This is a genomic window from Shewanella sp. DC2-4 (assembly GCF_013248875.1).
Classification (GTDB): Bacteria; Pseudomonadota; Gammaproteobacteria; order Enterobacterales; family Shewanellaceae; genus Shewanella; species Shewanella oncorhynchi.
Window position 1 is genome coordinate 95,845 of sequence record NZ_JABRVR010000002.1, and the last position, 19,314, is coordinate 115,158.

At 45.8% G+C, this 19,314-nt stretch carries 14 protein-coding genes and 1 riboswitch; of the genes, 6 read left to right on the forward strand and 8 right to left on the reverse strand.

The genetic code is table 11. The features are described from left to right. Positions 1-41 precede the first annotated feature (41 nt). Positions 42-1,694 (reverse strand): metal transporter, encoded by a 1,653-nt coding sequence (locus HQQ92_RS00930; protein WP_173248532.1) that lies wholly within the window; start codon positions 1,692-1,694, stop codon positions 42-44. 483 nt (positions 1,695-2,177) lie between these two features. On the opposite strand from HQQ92_RS00930, the gene HQQ92_RS00935 reads away from it, so the two are divergent. Continuing rightward, positions 2,178-2,771, forward strand: coding sequence for a YhgN family NAAT transporter (locus HQQ92_RS00935; protein ID WP_173242540.1), 594 nt, complete (start codon positions 2,178-2,180; stop codon positions 2,769-2,771). Between the two features lie 327 nt (positions 2,772-3,098). After that, on the forward strand, positions 3,099-5,690 hold the full coding sequence (locus HQQ92_RS00940; RefSeq protein WP_173242542.1) for an immune inhibitor A domain-containing protein: 2,592 nt from the start codon (positions 3,099-3,101) through the stop codon (positions 5,688-5,690). A 117-nt stretch (positions 5,691-5,807) separates the two neighbouring features. On the opposite strand, the gene HQQ92_RS00945 is transcribed toward HQQ92_RS00940, so the two are convergent. Beyond that, positions 5,808-6,371 (reverse strand): chorismate lyase, encoded by a 564-nt coding sequence (locus tag HQQ92_RS00945; RefSeq protein ID WP_131525672.1) that lies wholly within the window; start codon positions 6,369-6,371, stop codon positions 5,808-5,810. A gap of 170 nt (positions 6,372-6,541) precedes the next feature. On the opposite strand from HQQ92_RS00945, the gene HQQ92_RS00950 reads away from it, so the two are divergent. Both HQQ92_RS00950 and rlmF read left to right on the forward strand, forming a co-directional pair. Then, positions 6,542-6,970 carry a flagellar basal body-associated protein FliL gene (locus HQQ92_RS00950; RefSeq protein ID WP_105250969.1) on the forward strand — a complete coding sequence of 143 codons (429 nt, stop codon included), beginning with the start codon at positions 6,542-6,544 and terminating at the stop codon, positions 6,968-6,970. 58 nt (positions 6,971-7,028) lie between these two features. Then, positions 7,029-8,129: a 23S rRNA (adenine(1618)-N(6))-methyltransferase RlmF gene (gene rlmF / locus HQQ92_RS00955; protein ID WP_173242544.1), complete on the forward strand. Its 1,101-nt coding sequence runs from the start codon at positions 7,029-7,031 to the stop codon at positions 8,127-8,129. 86 nt (positions 8,130-8,215) lie between these two features. Here rlmF and HQQ92_RS00960 read toward each other — a convergent pair whose 3' ends face one another. The 4 genes from HQQ92_RS00960 to glp form a co-directional block, all read right to left on the reverse strand. Further along, a complete protein-coding gene (locus tag HQQ92_RS00960; protein ID WP_131525670.1) occupies positions 8,216-8,461 on the reverse strand; it encodes a DUF333 domain-containing protein in 246 nt (81 codons plus the stop codon). 17 nt (positions 8,462-8,478) lie between these two features. Beyond that, the gene (locus HQQ92_RS00965; protein WP_168826929.1) at positions 8,479-9,141 is read right to left on the reverse strand and encodes a Bax inhibitor-1 family protein; all 663 of its coding nucleotides are present in this window, start codon (positions 9,139-9,141) and stop codon (positions 8,479-8,481) included. A gap of 128 nt (positions 9,142-9,269) precedes the next feature. Continuing rightward, positions 9,270-10,040, reverse strand: a complete 771-nt coding sequence (gene moeB, locus HQQ92_RS00970) for a molybdopterin-synthase adenylyltransferase MoeB (RefSeq protein WP_173242546.1) — start codon at positions 10,038-10,040, stop codon at positions 9,270-9,272. Between the two features lie 10 nt (positions 10,041-10,050). Continuing rightward, positions 10,051-11,304, reverse strand: coding sequence for a gephyrin-like molybdotransferase Glp (gene glp, locus HQQ92_RS00975; RefSeq protein ID WP_173242548.1), 1,254 nt, complete (start codon positions 11,302-11,304; stop codon positions 10,051-10,053). A 349-nt stretch (positions 11,305-11,653) separates the two neighbouring features. Between glp and ftnA the strand changes: the two genes are divergently transcribed. Continuing rightward, positions 11,654-12,190 (forward strand): non-heme ferritin, encoded by a 537-nt coding sequence (gene ftnA, locus HQQ92_RS00980; protein ID WP_105250975.1) that lies wholly within the window; start codon positions 11,654-11,656, stop codon positions 12,188-12,190. A gap of 72 nt (positions 12,191-12,262) precedes the next feature. On the opposite strand, the gene HQQ92_RS00985 is transcribed toward ftnA, so the two are convergent. Both HQQ92_RS00985 and ribB read right to left on the reverse strand, forming a co-directional pair. Then, positions 12,263-15,487, reverse strand: a complete 3,225-nt coding sequence (locus HQQ92_RS00985) for an EAL domain-containing protein (RefSeq protein ID WP_173242550.1) — start codon at positions 15,485-15,487, stop codon at positions 12,263-12,265. Positions 15,488-15,918: 431 nt separating this feature from the next. Further along, a complete protein-coding gene (gene ribB, locus HQQ92_RS00990) occupies positions 15,919-16,572 on the reverse strand; it encodes a 3,4-dihydroxy-2-butanone-4-phosphate synthase (RefSeq protein WP_105250977.1) in 654 nt (217 codons plus the stop codon). Between the two features lie 190 nt (positions 16,573-16,762). Next, a riboswitch (FMN riboswitch) is annotated at positions 16,763-16,994 on the reverse strand. A gap of 180 nt (positions 16,995-17,174) precedes the next feature. On the opposite strand from ribB, the gene HQQ92_RS00995 reads away from it, so the two are divergent. Continuing rightward, positions 17,175-19,310, forward strand: coding sequence for a S9 family peptidase (locus HQQ92_RS00995; RefSeq protein WP_173242552.1), 2,136 nt, complete (start codon positions 17,175-17,177; stop codon positions 19,308-19,310). Positions 19,311-19,314: the final 4 nt, after the last annotated feature.

A 19,314-nucleotide genomic window follows, 5' to 3' on the forward strand; every position in this document is an offset into this window, starting at 1 on the left:
AGGTAGATTAACTTAGCCTGTCTGCTCACAAATGAACAGCGTTAGTGGTGCGAGTGCTTATCTGTTTTTGCGTGTTCATGTGCATGTTTATCGGCACTAGGTGTCACAACAGGTTTCTGCTCGTCTGTGTGCGAAGCGCTAGATTCATGAGTATGTGTATTCTCGTGGGAATGGCTATGGGCGTGACTATGCGCATGAACTGCAGGTTTGCTGAGCATTAAGCGGCGTAAAAATTTACGTGGACCTAAGCGCAGTAAGCTGGCGGCAAACAACCCTGAGAGGATCAGTAGAGCAATTAAGTTCACGACTTCAGGCAAGGTAAATAAGGAGAACCATAGTGGCAAGCGTAATGCTGCGGCTAAGCTCAGCGCAATAATACTCAGTAATATTGCCCTTTGCGTCCATGTCATTAACTTAAGCTGAGCTATGTTGAGTACAGGTGCTGCAATCAGCGGCATCATAATCGCAATAGGACTCCAGCCACTATAAGCCAGTGCAAGAGCGAGTACGGCGGCGCCTAAGTTGCAGAAACGCATAGGTAAAAATACAAGTAATAGCACAACAACCTGTAGCAATGGATTGCTTAAGGGCATTGAAGGGTGGCCAATTAAATTCACTAATACTAGGCTAAGTAAAATCCAAGGTGCGCTGCGATCGACTAAATGAGCAAAGCCGAAACGCAGTGAATTGCTGGGTAATTTAGTGTGTGGATCGGTAATGGTGACGTTAGCATGGCTTAAATACGCACTCAGAATAAACACTACAAGCAATTGGAATAATGCTAACCAAGGACCAAGAAGTAGAGCTGTGATCACTAAGGCTTCAGGCCCAGCTAAGCGTTGGAACCAGCGACGGGCTAAACTGCTATCCTGCGGCGTCAAACCTAATTTAAAGCGCAGCGCAGCCGCACCATAGCTCAGCAGCAACACGGGTGCGAGCTTTAATAGCCAAGTTATTAATTGCTCTGTGCTGTGATCATGGTGGGCATGTTCGTGGCCGCCTGAATCCATTAATAGCAGCATCACGAGTAAACCGATGCCGAGCAAACTACCTATGCCAGCTTGGTATTCATATTTGCCTTGCGTATCACTTTCATGCTGACCATGGGGTTGATGTAGTACCACATGCAGAATTGTGCCTGTAATAAAGGCTTGTAAGTAGACAGTGTCATCGATATTTAAATAAGGAAGTAGTTGCTCACCGGCGAAATAGCCTATGCCTGTAAATAGCATCTGGGCTGCAAAGATCATAAGTGTCCAACGTGTTCCGAGATGGGGTTTAAGTATCCACCATACTGCAAAACCGACGGGTAATTGGTGGAGTATGACACCAAGAGCTAGCAGAATGGAGTTATCGTCTTGCTGCGCCAAAACCATAGCGGTGCCATCGGTGATGGTATGCAGTAATAAGCCACCAATACCCAAGAAAAGCGTAAAATTATGGGTGACTTCTGAATAACGGTGAAATAGGCGTTCGCTGGCGGTAGGCCCCCAGATGCCGAGGAGTACAAAGACGATCGCAAGCATGCCACCATGCTCGAGTAATTCTGGCAAGATGTGGATCAGCACTAATCCGCCTAATGAGACGAATATAAAACCATCGAGCCCCTTTTGTAAGCCACTACTCGATGAGAAGTAGCGATAAAACAGAGGGCCAATTAAGAGTGCGATACAGCTAGCAAGAAGATAGAGCATGGATTCCACGGAAAATTTGCTGAAAAAACGCCATAGTATACCAGCTGTAAAGCAAAGTGAGCAGTGACTTGCAGGCAATTTACTCAACTGACATTTTATACTGTGTTTTGAAGGGGAGAATTTTATTCACTTTGGCCATTCTGCGGAGAAATTTTCAGATCTAACTCGAGAAAAGGTACTATACCCAAGCTACCTGAAGATATGAGTTTCAGAGCGCCTAGGGTGCTTCAATTCAAGGCGCATCAATGACAGAATGTCGGCCACCTTTTGAATTGTTGCAACACGGAAGTGGAGCTCCCTAGGCGCTCCGTTCCGGCGGGTTGTAACGTACTTTATGCCGTGTTGGTTATTTTTAACTTAGCCCACTAGGTCCGCAAATAACCGCCTTGCCTAAAGTGCGTTACATTCCCGCTGAATCCTGCATCTTCAGATTGTTTGGGTATATAATATCGGCTTATGTTGGCTTGGGTGTTGATACGTTAAATGGATATATTTTCTGCTGCGGTAATGTTGTTTCTGATCATGGACCCTTTGGGGAATTTGCCGATTTTCGCGTCGATTCTACGGCATATCGATCCCAAGAAACGTCGTAAGGTACTGATCCGCGAATTACTTTTCGCCTTAGTGATCATGTTGTCTTTCCTTTATGCGGGTGAAGCCATTTTAAGTTTCTTAAATCTTCGTTCCGAATCTGTGAGTATTGCAGGCAGTATTATTCTGTTTTTGATCGCGATTAAGATGATTTTCCCCCAACCCGGTGGTGTCGTTGGATTAGCCGCGGGAGAAGAGCCTTTTATCGTGCCTATGGCTATTCCCTTGATGGCTGGCCCATCGATTCTTGCAGCCTTGATTTTACTGGCGCATACCGATAGCTCACGTATGGGCGATTGGACCATAGCGTTAGTGTCAGCTTGGGGGGCGAGTGCGGTGATCTTAATGTTTTATAAACTTTTCACCCGTGTGCTGGGGGAAAAGGGGCTCACAGCAGTCGAGCGTTTGATGGGTATGGTGCTGGTCATGATCTCAGTGCAAATGTTCCTCGACGGTATTTCAAACTATCTGAAAACCGCTGGCTAACTTTATCTAGTTTGATCAAAACGAAACCGTATTAACGTTGTTAATGCGGTTTTTTTTATGGCTGAGATTTGGCTTGGAATTGAGTCAGCACAGAGGTTTGCTGAATATTTGCTGACAAAAGTGCAAATCTTACCTGCGAACAGGTGTATCAAGTTGTTACTGAGGTGCAGTGCTGCTAATGTCGAAAACTCTGTCTCTATCACTTGAAGACGGATAAACCCCGAGTAGGTTACTAATTAAAGGCAATTTGTCTTAATACAAAGAGACACTAGTCTCAATAAATAGAATGGCGTAAACGGCGTTAGCTGTTACAGAAGGATGTTAAAAATGCGAAGTACAAAAGGCGTAACAGCGTTTGGACTGATGTTGGCATTGATTAGCGGCGCGAGTATTGCCGCTCCGAATCATACGCCTGCAGATGCGGGTGTGATTAATAAAGATCGAATTTTATATTGGTTGATTAAGCGTGGCGAAGTGGCCGCCGATGCCAGTGATAGCGTAAAGCAGGAGGCGATAGAAGCTTATATTCATCGCGCCACTTTGGCACAACCCAAAGCGCCGCGCATCGAAGTTGAAGCTGAACATGCGCGTCTACAAAGAGCTAAGTCATCGCAAATGATGCGCTCACCTGCACAGCGTTTACAGGCCGATGCGGATGTAAAGAAAACCGTTAAAGTGCTCACAGTATTAGTGGATTTTGCTGATCTAAAACATGATGACAATGGCTTAAAAGCGGGGGATACAGACATGTATTACCCGAGTTATCCTGCGTCCCACTACAAGCAATTACTCTTTTCGCCTACGGGCTTCAAAGGTCCACAGGGGCAGACGTTAGATTCGGGGTATCAATATTATCAAGCGGTTTCTGGGCAGACCTTCTCCTTTACTGGGGATGTGAAGGGCTGGTATACCGCCTCGCAAAATGCTGAATACTATGGTGTTAATGATCCAGATACCCGTAGTGATTCACAGGTCGAACAATTGGTAAAAGAAGCCGTATCTCAAGCTGTTGCAAATATGTCTGCAGCTGAGTTGGCGAGTTATGATGTTGAAGACCAAAATGATTTGAACAATAACGGTAATTACGATGAGCCCGATGGCATTATCGACCATGTGATGATTTTCCACTCTAGCGTAGGCGAAGAGGTCGGCGGCGGAAAACTAGGATCGAGTGCGATATGGTCGCATCGATATTATGTCGACCAAGCAACCAATGGTTATGCGCTTCCTGGTACGAACAAAAAAGTATTCGGTTATACAATCCAGCCTATCGATGCGGCAACGGGCGTGTGTACCCACGAGTTTGGCCATGATCTAGGTCTGCCTGATGAGTACGATACCTCTGAAAATGATAAGAAAGACGGCTCGCCTGTGGGGCTATGGTCTTTAATGTCTGGTGGTAGTTGGGCTGGTGCTATTCCTGGCGCTCAGCCGAGTGGTTTTAGTCCTTATGCTCGATCTTATCTACAGAAAAGATACAAAGGTAAGTGGTTGAATGAACGTGAAATCACCTTAGATAGCATTCCCAAATCAGGCATGGAAGTGACGTTGAATGAGGCGGTTAATCATCAGGCGGTTAATCAGATCTCTATTCCGCTCCCTCTTGTGTTAATTCCTTTTAAAACACCTTATCAGGGCAGTTATCAGTACTATTCTGGCCAAGGAAATATGCTGAATAACAGCATGAATTTTAATGTTAATTTACCTGCCGTAACAACAGATAAACTGATTCTGAGTATGAAGGCTAGTTGGAGTATTGAGCCTAACTATGACTACATGCAGGTGAAAGTGGATGGTGTGGCCATTGCGGGTAATTACACTAAGTCGAACAATGCAATGAATAGTGCTCGTCATATCATCACTGGTGAATCGTCTGCGCTTGCTCTGGCGGAAGGTCGTGATGCTTGGGTAACATTAGAATATGATTTATCAGCATATTCTGGAAAATCTGTTGCTGTCGAAATCAACTATGTCACTGATGATTATACCTCTGAGTCAGGGATCGCTATTGATAACATCAGCATTAAACAAAATACCACTGAGTTATATAGTGATAACGCTGAAGTCGCGGATAAAATGACGTTTTACGGCTATAGCCGGATTAAGGATTCTCGTCCGGATCCCAAATCTCAGTCTCGTTATATTATCCAGCTGCGTAGCCATAATGGTGTCGATGCGGGTTTGAAAGCAAAAAGCTTTGATCCCGGAGTTTTACTCTGGTTAGAAAATTTTAGCTACAGTGACAATAACGTTTCAGACCACGCTGGCCATGGCTTGATTGGCGTGATTGATGCTGACCAAAATATGATTGGCACTCGCTCTACCGACGTACAAATTCGTGATGCGGCCTTTAGTACAGTAAATCAAACCTTCTATTTGGAGGACAATCATCGCGATGCTGTCAGCCTGTTCGATGACAGTTTTGATTACAGCGCGCCACTACAGCCACAGTCAGGTATGGTGTTGCAGCAGCTAGGGTTGACAATGCAGGTACTATCTCAAGCCAGCAACAATAGTACTGCGGTTATTCGTCTTGCTAATGCGAACTCTGATGCTATAGCGCCGTTAACTGTCAGTTTTGGTAAGACAGTTAGTCAATTAGCGGTGAACTTCACCAGTAACGTTGATGGTGGTATGGGAGTATTAACCTACGCTTGGGATTTTGGTGATGGCACGACAAGCACTGTCACGGCGCCAACCCATACCTATGCGAAGGCTGGCACTTATACTGTGAAGCTTACAGTGACAGATGCGCAAAATACTAAGGCGATTAGCAGTTCGACGGTAACGGTTGTTGCACCTGTTACGCCTCCAGTAACTCCGCCGGCCAGTGAGAGTTCAGGTGGCGGCAGCTTAGGTTGGTTAAGCCTTGCTTTCCTTGGCTTATTGACTTGGCGCCGCCAGTTAAATGTGCACTAAGTTAAATGTCCACTAAGTTGATTGTTTGAAACCCGAACAAAAATGCCTCTGATCTAGAGGCATTTTTTATCTGTCTTGAGGCTAAAATCTGACTAAGCTTTGGATGAAGTCTAAAGTTTACAACTGACGGATAGCTTGCTCGGCCGCTGGAAGAAAGATTTCGCTGACGATCATTTCATGCTCACCGTGATGGAAATAGCGGCGGCGTCCCCAGAGTGCATGTTCGACACTTTGATCTAAACTTTCAGCTAAGTGGGCAAGGCGACTACAGGTTTCGAAACTGGCCACTTCGATTCTACCGGGGATGAAGTTATCTTGGCTAAACAGTAATTCACCTAAGGGGCGAGTACCCAAACTAAGGAAATCCATTTTGCGCTCGGCCATTAATTTTTCAGGGATTAAGGTTCTGGCAAATACCCAAGGTATCGAGTCGAGGCAAAGCAAGACTTCACGGATCCATACAGCACCTTGCTGGGGATATTCGCCCTCTAAGGGAGCATGCAGTCCTTCGCCTAGTATCTTTACTTCAAATTGAGCGCAGCAAGTTTTGAGTTTTTGCGTTAGGCTGCCAGTGGCAAGCAACCATTCTTTCAAGGGCGATTTGGGGAGTTTGTCGGCTAGATCGGCTGAAAACCACTGAATAGATTCACCATAGGGAAAGCTTAAGCTAGTCACATTCATTAAATACTCGTTACAATATAAACAAACGTCGGCAGTCTAGCATGTCGCGACGCGAGCATATATACCCAAGCTACTTCCAGATACGGATACTGCATCTTCAGGTTGTTTGGCTATATAGATTGGGAAGTTTCTTCCATTATCATTATTGTTTTAGGGAGCCGTAAGTCGCTATGAAAAAATTACTCTCAGTCTGTCTTATCCTGTTTACAAGTGTTTTCAGTGTTTATGCGGCCGATGAAAAAGAAGCTGCACCTGCAGCAGCAACCCCACCTACGGGTGAGTATGCCTACTATGGTTTCGAACCCGAAATTGTCACTAACTACATTTCTAATCGCAAGAAATTGGGTTTTGTGAAGATTAGCGTTGAGTTAATGGTAAAGAGTCCAGATGATCTAGTGACAATTGAGCTCCATAATCCATTATTACGAGCCGCAATTGTTGAAGTGTTAGGCAATCAATCGGAAGAGAAGATTAAGTCACTCACGGGTCGTGAAGAGATTCGTCGTGAGTGCTTTGAAATGGTCAACAATTTGATCACCAAAGAAGCTGGTAAACCCTTGATCGTAAACTTATTGTTCACCTCTTATCTGTACGATTAATTTACTGCCCCATTCCATGGGCTGACTCAGGTCGGCCCATTGCGTTACAAGAGCTATTATGTCAAAACCTGCCGTTAAACCCGTCCAATTAGTGACTGCGAAACGCCTAACGAGTACAGCCAACATTGGTCATGCAAAAACTAAAGCACCAAAGCAGGCTAGAACTGAGGTGAAAGGCAAAGCCAAGTCGGTCAAAAACAGGCGCAGTGCTGAGATCAAAAAAGCTTTGCATCCTCGAAATGTACACTTGAACGGCTATGATTTTCCGGCGCTGATGAGTTCATTCCCTAAGCTAAAAGCCTTTGTTCGACCCACGCCTTATGGGGCTTTATCGGTCGATTTTTCCGATCCGTTAGCGGTTAAGATGCTTAATGCGGCGCTACTGAAACACCATTATGGGATTGAATCTTGGGATATTCCTGATGGAGCGTTATGTCCTCCTATTCCCGGTCGAGTCGATTATTTACATTATTTAGCAGACCTTCTAGCCGAAGGCGATGATGTATTTGCTTTGGATAAAACTAGGGTATTAGATATTGGCACTGGCGCGAACGGTATTTATCCCATATTGGGTTGCCAAGTATACGGTTGGCAATTTGTCGCCTCGGATATTAATGCCCATTCACTCAGTAATGTGCAGAGTATTATTGAGCAAAACCCAGTGCTGCAAGGGCAGATAGGTTTACGATTACAGCCAAATGACAAGGCGGTCTTCAAGGGAATCATTCAAGCCGGAGAATGTTTTGCGTTAACCCTGTGCAATCCGCCATTTCATGCCTCTATGGCTGAGGCGAGCGAAGGTACAAAGCGTAAGGTGAATAATCTGCAGCTCAATCGGGGTGGCTTGGTCAAGTCTTCCCCTAAGCTGAATTTCGGCGGTCAAGCGGCTGAGCTTTGGTGCCAAGGCGGTGAACGACAGTTTCTAGCGACTATGATCCGTGAGAGCCAAATGTTTGCAGATCAATGCTTATGGTTTAGCAGTCTAGTGTCGAAGAAGGAAAACCTGAAACCTTGTTATCAAGCCTTAGCGCAGTTGAAAGTCGATACTGTGAAAACGATTGAGATGCAGCAGGGCAATAAAATTACGCGGGTTTTAGCGTGGAGCTTCCAGTCAGCAGTTAAGCGCAAAATCTGGCGCGGTGAACACTTAGCCCGTTAAGACTGTTGGGTATGACCCAATTAAGTACTATTAACAAAACAGGCGCTAATGGCGCCTGTTTTTATTAAAGGTAAAAATAGCCACTGTTACTGCGGCTTTTCTTCCTTATGATCGCGACGGAATAACGCCCACTCTTCAATTGCTTCACCGCTGGGTAAGGTGCAGATCCCATGTTCACCTTCAGCGGTTTTCTCAATTGTTAATTTGCCACCAATGGAGACACAATACTCAGAGGCGGGATTGGCTATTTTTACTTGTTCAGTATCACTGCATCCGACTAATACCACACTCGCCAGAAGTGGAGCAGTAACAAGTAGGAATTTGATTTTCATAGACACTCCTTGGTGAGTTATTTTCGCCCTAAAATCCGCAGGATCCGTAGGAACAAGTTGATGATATCCATATACAAAGCGGCGGCGCTATCGATAGCATTATCTATGGTTTTAGGGATTTGATTCGCTCTTCCCCAGTCATAACCAATATAACCGCAGAAAATCAGCACGACTATCCAATCTAAAATGCCGTGGTGAGTATTAAAGATAAACACTTCAATCAGTTCGACGACGATAACGAGCAATAAAGCAATCGTGAGTGCGCCGGAAATTTTTTGGAAAAAGGCGGGGAAGAGTGTGCCTAAGCACATCATGGCTATGGTCACTAACCCTGTGATACGAATGGCCTCAGTCACCAATTCGGGATCGTATTGACTGACCACCATATTGATAATTAAGCCGAAGGGCACGACTACAAAGTTGTAGCCAATAAAACTGACAACGGGATTAGTCGATTTTTGGAACAGATAAATCCCAAAGAAACAGGAGGCGAAATAGCCGATAAAGAAAATCCAAGGATTAACACTGGCAATCGCCTCTGGGTCGATATTGGTGACCATCCAATAGTTAACGGCAAAACCCCAAATCAGCGTGAGGCCGATAACGAGGTTATAAATACCTGCGCCAACTATGGGGTCGTCTGTGGTCATGCGGTCAAATACACTGTTTTCCGAATCCATATGTTTTCCTTATGATTTCCTTATTTTAACGGGCCATTAAGCGTCATCAGTGTTGAGCTATATGACGGCAAATTAAGCGGTGGCAATTAAGCTATTGTAAATAAAGCCATTTTTCAATCGAGAACAACCTAAGCCTTTTCAGTGCCACAAACATTGCAGCGGGCTTGTTTCGGTAACTTCATCTCGCGAAACTCCATCGTCATCGCATCGATCATCAAAATGCGTCCCGCTAAGGTTTTACCCATGCCAGTAATCACTTTGATAGCTTCAACCGCCTGCAAACAACCTATCATACCGACCACAGGGGCTAGGATACCCGATTCAACGCAGCTCAGTTGTTGCTCGCCAAATAGGGCGCTAAAGCAATGATAACAAGGCGTTTCGCTGTGATAATCGAACACAGTGACCATGCCTTCCATCCGAATTGCCGCGGCAGACACTAAGGGCACTTTATGCTTAAAACAGCTGAGATTAAGTTGCTCGCGCACACTGACATTATCGGTACAGTCGAGCACTAGGCCGTGATCGGCGACTAGGGCGTCAATCTCATGATCATCTAATACTGCATTGATAATGTTGATCTTAATAAAGGAATTGAGCTGCATGAGGCTCTGTTTAGCCGATTCGACTTTAGGCTGGCCGACATTGGCATCTTGATGCAGCACTTGGCGCTGCAAGTTGGATAATTCAACTGTATCAAAATCGACCAGTGTCAGCTCACCAATACCCGCAACCGTGAGGTACTGGCTGGCGGCACAGCCCAAACCGCCAGCGCCTATCATCAGCACTTTGGCTTGTTTTAAGCGTTCTTGACCGTCGATATCCATAGCCTTGATGGATATTTGGCGGCTGTATCTTAAGAGTTCGCTGTCGCTGAGAATATCTTTTGGCACATTCATTGGGATTTTCCTAGCAAAGCACGCTGTTAAATGGCTCGACAGTCACTTGGGTGCCAGCGGGAGTATCACCTTGGAATTGCTCCAATAAAACGAAACAGTTTGCTAAGCTCATCGAAGTCAACATGCCAGAACCTTGGCTACCAGTAATGGCAACTTCAAGTTTACCTTGTGCATTACGGCTTAAAATGCCCCGTTGATATTCGACGCGGCCCGGTTGTTTACGCACAGGCGTGGTGAGCGTAGCGTCTAACATCAAAGGTGCAACTGGGGTTAACCCCTGCATCTTGTTCAGTATTGGCCAAACGAGTTTGTAAAACGTTACCATAGAAGACACGGGATTCCCCGGTAAACCACAGAATATCGCTTTGCCGATACGGCCCATGGCAAAGGGCTTGCCTGGTTTGATGGCGAGTTTCCAGAAGGTAATTTTGCCTTCCTCATCAAGAATTTGTTTAGTGAAATCCGCTTCACCGACCGACACGCCACCCGAGGTTAATACCATGTCGGCTTGGCTGGCAGCATGGCGAAATGCCTGGCGTATGGCTTCAGGATCATCGGCAATCACGCCTAAATCGAGCCATTCCACATTAGCGCGGCTGAGTAAGCCTTGGATCGAGTAACGGTTTGAATCGTAAATTTGTCCTAGGGCTAATTCGCTGCCAACGGGACGCAGTTCATCGCCAGTGGAGAAAAATGCCACTTTAAGCTGACGATAAACTCGCACTTGGCTAACGCCAATCGTGGCTAACACCCCGAGTTCGGCGGCACCAATTTGAATGCCAGCACTGAGCACTTTAGTGCCTTGGGTGAGTTCTTCACCGCGGCAACGCACATTGGCGCCTTGCGCCCTAGGGTGGCGGATATGAATAATCTCTCCTTCAACCTCGGCTTCTTCCTGCATTTGCACTGTGTCATAACCTGTAGGCACAGGCGCGCCTGTCATGATCCGCACGCAGGTATTAGGTTTGGCTTCACCTTTAAAACCATGGCCAGCGAAGGAACTGCCGATAAGGCGCAATGCGGTCTGATTGGTTTGCGTATTTAAGTCGACAAAACGGAAGGCATAGCCGTCCATAGAGGAGTTGTTAAAGGGCGGCAGATCGATGCAGGAAGCTAAATCTTCTGCTAGGACGCGGCCAAGGGCATGGGGAAGCAATACGACTTCGGTGTCTGACACTGGGCTAACTTGCTCGAGCAAAAGGGGAATAGCTTGATCTGGATGCATTAAGCTAGGTTGCGAACAAGGATCGGCTGTTACGGACATTAGGGTCTGCCTTATATGCAATGGGTCGTAATGACGCTGAATGAATTTCCACCTGATTATGACTGGCTATTATGCCACGGTGATCTGGGATGGCTATGATTTGCATGTGAGTTTCTGTGATAGGCCAGTCAGTTTTTTCTGCCACTTTGGGCGATAACCTCGCTAGAAGTCACACAATTTACTGCGCTAATTCGAGGGTTGAACGCGAGTCGATGAACAAATGAAAATCATTTTTATCAATGAATCATTAACTTAGCAAGAAATCCAAAGGTAAATTTTGTTGCTTTTGTCGACCCCCTTGATGACAATGTCCCCCATGATTCAGTTCGAATGCAAAAGAGGATTTACTATGCTGTCTGCAACTATGATCGAAAAGTTGAATGAACAAATTAATATGGAGTTCTTCTCCTCAAATTTATACCTGCAAATGAGTGCGTGGTGTGAAGATCAGGGATTTGAAGGCGCAGCTAAGTTTATGCGTGAGCACGCGGATGAAGAAATGGGCCATATGCGTCGTCTGTTCACGTATGTGAGTGAAACCGGTGGCTTACCTTTGTTAGGTGCGATTGCGGCGCCGCAGTCACAGTTCGATTCTTTACTGGCGTTGTTTGAATTAACCTATGAGCATGAGCAGCTGATTACCCGTCAGATCAATGCCTTGGCCCATGCCGCATTTTCGAATCAAGATTACTCAACCTTTAACTTCTTACAATGGTATGTCGCTGAGCAGCACGAAGAAGAAAAGCTGTTTAAGTCGATTGTCGATAAGATACGTTTAGTGGGCGAAGATGGTAAGGCACTGTTCTTTATCGATAAAGATTTAGCTAAGCTAGCCTCTAAGGGTGGCGAAAGCATAATGAACGGCCAAGGCCAACCACAGGCTTAAGTCCGTTTTATTTGCCACAAAAAAGCAGCCTAGGCTGCTTTTTTGCTCTTTATTGTTTTATTTTTTATAAGCTTAGATATTCACGCATTTATCTTGATAGCCATCATTCAACAGCGCTGTGTGCTTGATGCGTAGCAAGGGAGTGATCTCGTTGAAGGGGAGCGGTTTGGAGATCAAATACCCTTGAGCGAAGTGACAACCTAAATCTCGTAGGAAGTGCCACTGTGCTTCGGTTTCTATGCCTTCAGCAACTAACTCCATTTCTAGGCTTTGCCCCATCATGACAATCGCTTTGACTAAGTTGGCGTTCGAGTTATTTTCGAGGGCATTTTCCACAAAGCTGCGGTCGATTTTAATCACTGAAATCGGGAATTTTTTTAGATAACTCAGGGAAGAATAACCCGTGCCAAAGTCATCGATATAGATTTGCGAGCCTAAATGACGAATAGACTCGAGCGTGCTCAAGCAATGGCTGGCATCGCCCATCAGCATGCTTTCAGTGATCTCAATATGCACATTTCGTGGGTTGACGTGGTGGCGGTTGAAGCACTCTTGCAACACTTGGTCGAACCCCATGCCGCGTGTATTGATACATTGGCGGCTGGAAACATTAATCGCGACATTAATATTTAAGCCACTTTTCTGCCATTGCCTCAGATCATGCATGGCTTGGTTGAGCACCCATTCGCCCATAGGCTCTATCAGTCCGGTTTCTTCGGCTAATGGGATAAATTGATCCGGCGGGATCAACCCAAGCTCGGGATCTTGCCAGCGGATAAGGGCTTCGACGCTGCAGACACTTCCCGTTTGCATATCCACGATAGGTTGATAATGCAGGGCAAATTCATTTTGTGCCACGGCACGGCGTAGACGTTGTTCTAACTCCATCCGGGCGAACATGGCTTGATTCATACCCGCGGTGAAGTATTTAAAATTGTTCCGCCCTGCGTCTTTGGCTTGATACATGGCGGTTTCGGTATTGCGGGTGAGTGAGCCGGTATCTAACCCATCTTCGGGATAGACGCCAATACCAAAGCTGGCCGAAATCTGGATCTCGCGGTCATTTAAGTTAAACGGCATACCTAAGGTTTCAATGATTCGGGTTGCCATGTGTTCGATGGCGAGTTCGTTAGTCAGTCGTGGCAAGATAAGTACAAACTCGTCGCCACCGATACGTGCGATAAAATCGGTTTTCCCCGCAATGCCTTCTAAGCGCTTTGCGACATCTTTAAGTAATAAGTCGCCAGTGGCATGTCCTTGTACATCATTGATATATTTGAATTGATCTAAATCAATCAGCAAGATAGCCAGCTTGCGAGAGTCATGCTGCGCCACATGGATTTCGTGCTGTAGTCGTTCATTGAACAGCTTACGATTAGGCAGCCCAGTTAACCCATCGAAGTTGGCCTGATACCAAAGATCCTGCTCATATTGCTTACGCTTACTGATATCCATAAATAAACCAATATGTTGGATTATTTTACCTTGCTCATTTCGCACCACAGTGATCGCTAGATACTCGGGATATACTTGGCCATCTTTGCGTTTATTCCAAACTTCACCCTCCCATTTCCCTTCTTTTTGTAGTGATTCCCACATGGCGGTGTAAAAGTGCTTAGGATGACGGCTAGAGCTGAGTAGGGAGGGACTGCGGCCTTTTACTTCTTCCAATGAATAGCCCGTAATGTGGCAAAACGCGGGGTTGACCAGTTCAATATGGTTGTCGGCATCTGTCACCACTATGCCTTCGGCAGAATAGTCAAACACAGCTGCAGCGCGGCTTAGGGCATGGTTCGCTTTTTGCCGTTCGCTAATCATACGGTTCATGGCACGGGCCATGCGGGCGAGTTCATCTGTGCCTGAGACTTGGATATTAATATTGAGCTGTGGATCTGCTGCCATTTGCTGCATGTCATTGGCAATCTTAGTGATCTTATCCATAAAATTGCGGATGATCTTTTGTCCAAGCCAAAGTGTGATGGTCGCGGTGAACAAAGCCGAGAATAAGTATAAGCCGAGTAAGATTAAGGTGTGGTTTTGTTGATATTCGCTCTGCTGCGCCATGTTCTTGGTGATATTTTGCGCCAGCAAATGTAGTTGATTGATACGCTGAGTGGTGAGATCCCACCACTCCTGGCTATCAATTGGATGTGGCGGCATTAAAAGTTGGCTCATCGCTTGGCTTAATTTGTCCTCACTGGCTGGGACTTGCGCAATGGCTTTGATCTCTGTCATCGGCAAACCTTGCTGCTGCAGTTGCTGCAACTTGACCATGCTGAATTGGTATTGATTTATGCTGTCCTCAATGGTTTTCAGTGCCGCCTTAAATTCGGGCAGAGAACGAGTCTCGTGACTGAGTTCATCCAAATTAAGATGAATCGTCGCAAGTGCTGCATTAAATTTTTGCAGTGAAATCTCATCGCCCTTAAGCAAATAGTCCTGAAAACTGCCCATTAAGCCACCGTAACCTAAGTAGGCATTAATATTTTGTGCCAGAGCGCTAATGCGAGTTTGTTGTTCAATTTGCTTGCTGATTTGCAGAATGCGTTGATTTTCTGGCGAATCTTGTAGGTTTTGCAGTAAGGACCTTCTATCGGAAATTGATGCATTACTCGCGTGTATCACGGCTCGCTCATATTCATACATAAAGGAGATTATGGTGCGGTAATCATTAATATTGAGTGATTTGCTGAGCAGTAATTGATTGATGGCACTTCGTTCTTTTACGGCCAACTCCTGCACCATAAGTAGGTTCAATAGATCGGTATAGGCACGGGACTGACTGATTTCGTTGGTTTGTAACTGTAATAACTGGATGAGCTGCAAAAGCTGAGTGTGGAATTGATTATAGAGTTCCGTAAACTGACTCAGTGTTTCGTCGGTGTGGTTTTGGTGAACGTTAGCGAGTTTGTTGCCTGTGAGTTTGAGTGCATCCAACAATGCGTTCATTTTGTTTGCTTCAATACTTTTAGGGTCGAGCGCCTCCAGAAGATGCTCTAAAGGCTCACTGTTCAGTAATGCATCGAGTGCTTTTGATCTAGTCGCTTGTTGCTGTAATAGCACTTCATCGGTTGGTCGCTGATTTGTACTTAGACCATATTCGTTTTGCAACTGATAGAGTAGCTCAGTGATTTGTACCGTCGTTTGTACCGCAAGATGATTGTGCTTGGCCGAGTGTGATTCCTTTATCAAGTCATGCATGCGCGTCAGAATGAAAAAGCTCATCATTAATAATGGGACTAACGAAAACAGAATGAGCTTTTGCTTCAAACTGAGATGGTGTAGCGCTGACGGCATTAAAGATCACTCCACTCGTTCACCTAGGCAGAAAATTCAACGTAATAACGTTGAATCCGAGTTACAACAAATAGGACTAGGCACAGGGTGAGGATATTTAACATAGGCGGCCAGTCTCCGCGACCTTTAGTTTATGGATATCTAATCTAGGTCACGAAATTAAGCAAATTGTTATATATCATGCTAAGAGACTATTTTTATTAACCTATTTAGCACCTATCAAACAAGCATTTGCCTTGTCTGTGATGTGAAGCAGTATTTCATCATTCGAAAGAATGACTTGTTTAACTTTACCTTTCATTGGTTTTTTAGTGCATTAGGTGGAACGCGATTGTTAACGGTAAATCTACTTAAATAAAAAGGACGTTTGCGGCAGCTAAACGTCCTTCTATTTAAATCAATGCCCTAGATTCAGGCGATTGGCGTGTTATCTAGCCGACATTGGCCAGCAATGATTTGCGATAAACGACAATATCTTCAATCGTTAATACGGGTATATTGTGCTGAGCACCGAAGGCAATAATTTCGGGCAAACGCGCCATAGTGCCATCGGTGTTAGTGACTTCACACAATACGCCAGCGGCTTTTAAACCCGCGAGTTGCATTAAATCAATAGTGCCTTCAGTGTGACCACGGCGGGTCAATACCCCACCCGGTTGGGCGCGAAGTGGATACACATGGCCAGGACGAGCGAGATCACTTGGCTTAGCGCCATCGGCAATCGCCGCTTTAATGGTGGTCACGCGGTCAGCGGCAGAAACCCCTGTAGTCACACCGACTTTAGCTTCAATACTCACAGTAAACGCAGTGCCGTATTGGCTCGAGTTGTTTTCCACCATAGGGGGCAACTCGAGGGCTTTGACTTTTGCATCGGGTAAACACAGGCAAACAATACCGCTACATTCACGGATGAGCATGGCCATTTGAGCGTTAGTCAGCGTCTCGGCAGCGAAAATTAAATCGCCTTCGTTTTCTCTATCTTCGTCATCGACAACTAACACACCTTGGCCTTGACGCAGGGCATTAAGACCCGCTTCAACGCGTTCGATAGCAGTACCAAAAGGAGCAAGTAAAGACTGATTCATGGTTAATATCCTTAAATAAACGACATTGGAATATCCAGAATCAGGGCGTGCAGAAATACAACGTAATCAAACCAAAAGGCTCGATTTTGCTGTAGCAATATCACTTCACTTGGGGTGAAGTTATTGCAAAACATGAGGCTAACACTGCAATACATAAGTGCGTTGCACTTAAATACCGCAAGGTGTTGTCTTACATTCTCTTCCATCCGGACTCAGCACTGTCGCCATTGAAGCAAACAGTCCATTACCGTCGGCTCTGGAATAGTCAGTTTTGCACTAGGCAAAATCTAAGGCACCAGATCTGCTGACCCCGAAAGTGATTTCGGGCGCTCGCGGGCTTTGGGTGTCGCTCAGCAAAATAATCACTTAGTCGTTACCCATTTACCGCCGGTGGGGAGTTTCACCCCGCCCTGAGAATTTGCTTTTGAGCCATTTGCGCTCAAAAACGCGGTTATGTTGCTCTTATTTACCGCGAATGGCAACTTCTCGCGTTCAATGTTTGCGCTAGTGCACACCTGACCACTATCATACTGAACACATAAGCTAATTGACTTGCCGTCGCATTCTTCGACGGTCGTTATGGACGTCACAAGGACGTATAAATGCGCTCTCTGCTACTCACTTTAGGTATTGCTATGCTGTTATCCGCTTGTTCGACCTCCAAAGGGCAAGTACCTGCCCCGGTTGCTGAAAAAATTCCCCATGTGATGACTTTACATGGCGTAACGCGTACCGATGATTACTATTGGCTGCGTGATGATGAGCGCAAAGATCCTAAAGTGTTGGCCTATCTCAACGCTGAGAATCGCTATACCGCTGCTTATTTCAAACCATTAAAGCCGCTGCAAGATGGTCTTTATAAAGAGTTAACCGAGCGTTTAGTCGCCGATGAGTCGAGCGTGCCGTACCAATGGCACCAGCACAGCTACTATCACAGATACCAAGAGGGCAGCGAATATCCGCTGATCAGCCGTAAGGGTGCCGATGGTGTTGAGCAAGTGATGCTCGATGTTAACGAGCGAGCTAAGGGCCATGAGTTTTATGGTTTAGGCGGCGCGAGTGTGAGCCCAGATGAAACCATGTTGGCCTTTGGTGAAGACGTCCTCAGCCGCCGTGTATATCACATCTATTTTAAAGACTTGGCTTCGGGCGACATGATCACCGACGTGCTTGAAAATACCGAAGGTCGTGTAGTGTGGGCGAACGACAACAAGCATGTGTTCTATATCGCCAAAGATCTAAAAACCTTGCTGGGCTATCAAGTGTATCGCCACGAGCTGGGCACTAAGCAATCGAGCGATGTCTTAGTGTATGAAGAACAAGACGATTCATTTTATATTTCACTTGGCAAAACCTTAGATGAGTCGCAAATTGTGTTGTTCCAAGAAAGCACCACGACGAGTGAAGTGTCTATTCTCGATGCCAGCGAGCCTTTAGGTTTATTCAAACCAGTGTTAGCGCGGGAAGAAGGTCACGAATACAGTGTGTCTAAGCTGGGTGATACTTATTACATTCTCACCAACTGGCAGGCGACTAACTTCCGTTTGATGAAAGTTGCCATCAAAGATGCGGCGGATAAATCGAAGTGGCAAGAAGTGGTTGCGCATAATTCCAATGCCCGTATCGAAGATGAGTTAGTGCTCAAGGATTATCTGATTATTCAGACCCGTGAAAATGGCCTGACGCGGATTAAAGTGATGCCGCTCAATGGTCAAAAGCCCTTCGAGTTGAGCTTTGATGAGCCTGCTTATGTGATGGGTTTAGAGATTAATTCCCAGCAAGACAGCAATAAGTTACGCATATTTTACTCCAGCCTAACGACGCCAGAAGCCGTATACGAATATTCACTGGTGAATCCCGATAGACGTGATTTATTGAAACAAGATCAAGTCTTAGGCGGCTTCGATGCCAGCCAGTATCGTGCCGAACGGATATTTGTGACGGCCCGCGATGGTGCGAAAGTGCCCGTCTCTTTGGTGTATCGCAAAGATAAATTCAAGAAAGATGGCACTAACCCTCTGTATCAATACGGTTATGGATCTTACGGTTACACAGTAGAACCCGATTTTTCTTCATCCGTTATCAGTCTGCTTGACCGCGGTTTTGTGTATGCCATCGCCCATGTGCGCGGCTCAGAAATGCTAGGTCGCCCTTGGTATGACAATGGTAAGTTGTTGAATAAGCAGAATACCTTCAATGATTTTATTGACGTAACAACGGCATTAACGGCGCAAGGTTATGGCGACAAAAACAAGGTTGTTGCCTCTGGCGGCAGCGCGGGTGGTTTGCTAATGGGCGCGATTGCTAACCAAGCGCCGGACAAGTATTTCGCCCTTGCAGCCCATGTACCTTTTGTTGATGTGGTGACGACTATGCTGGACGAGTCGATTCCGTTGACGACCAATGAGTACGACGAGTGGGGCAATCCGAACGAGAAAACTTACTTTGATTACATGTTGAGTTACTCGCCCTACGACAATGTCACCGAGCAAGAATACCCACACATGTTAGTGACGACTGGTTTGCATGATTCCCAAGTGCAGTATTTTGAACCCGCCAAGTGGGTCGCTAAACTGCGCGATGTACAGAATAAGTGGTACAAGATGGACGATAAAGTGTTGTTATTCAATGTGGATATGGAAGCTGGCCACGGCGGTAAGAGTGGTCGCTATCGCCAATACCAAGACACAGCCCAAGAATATGCCTTCTTCTTGAGTCTATTAGGTATGGCGAAGTAGGTTA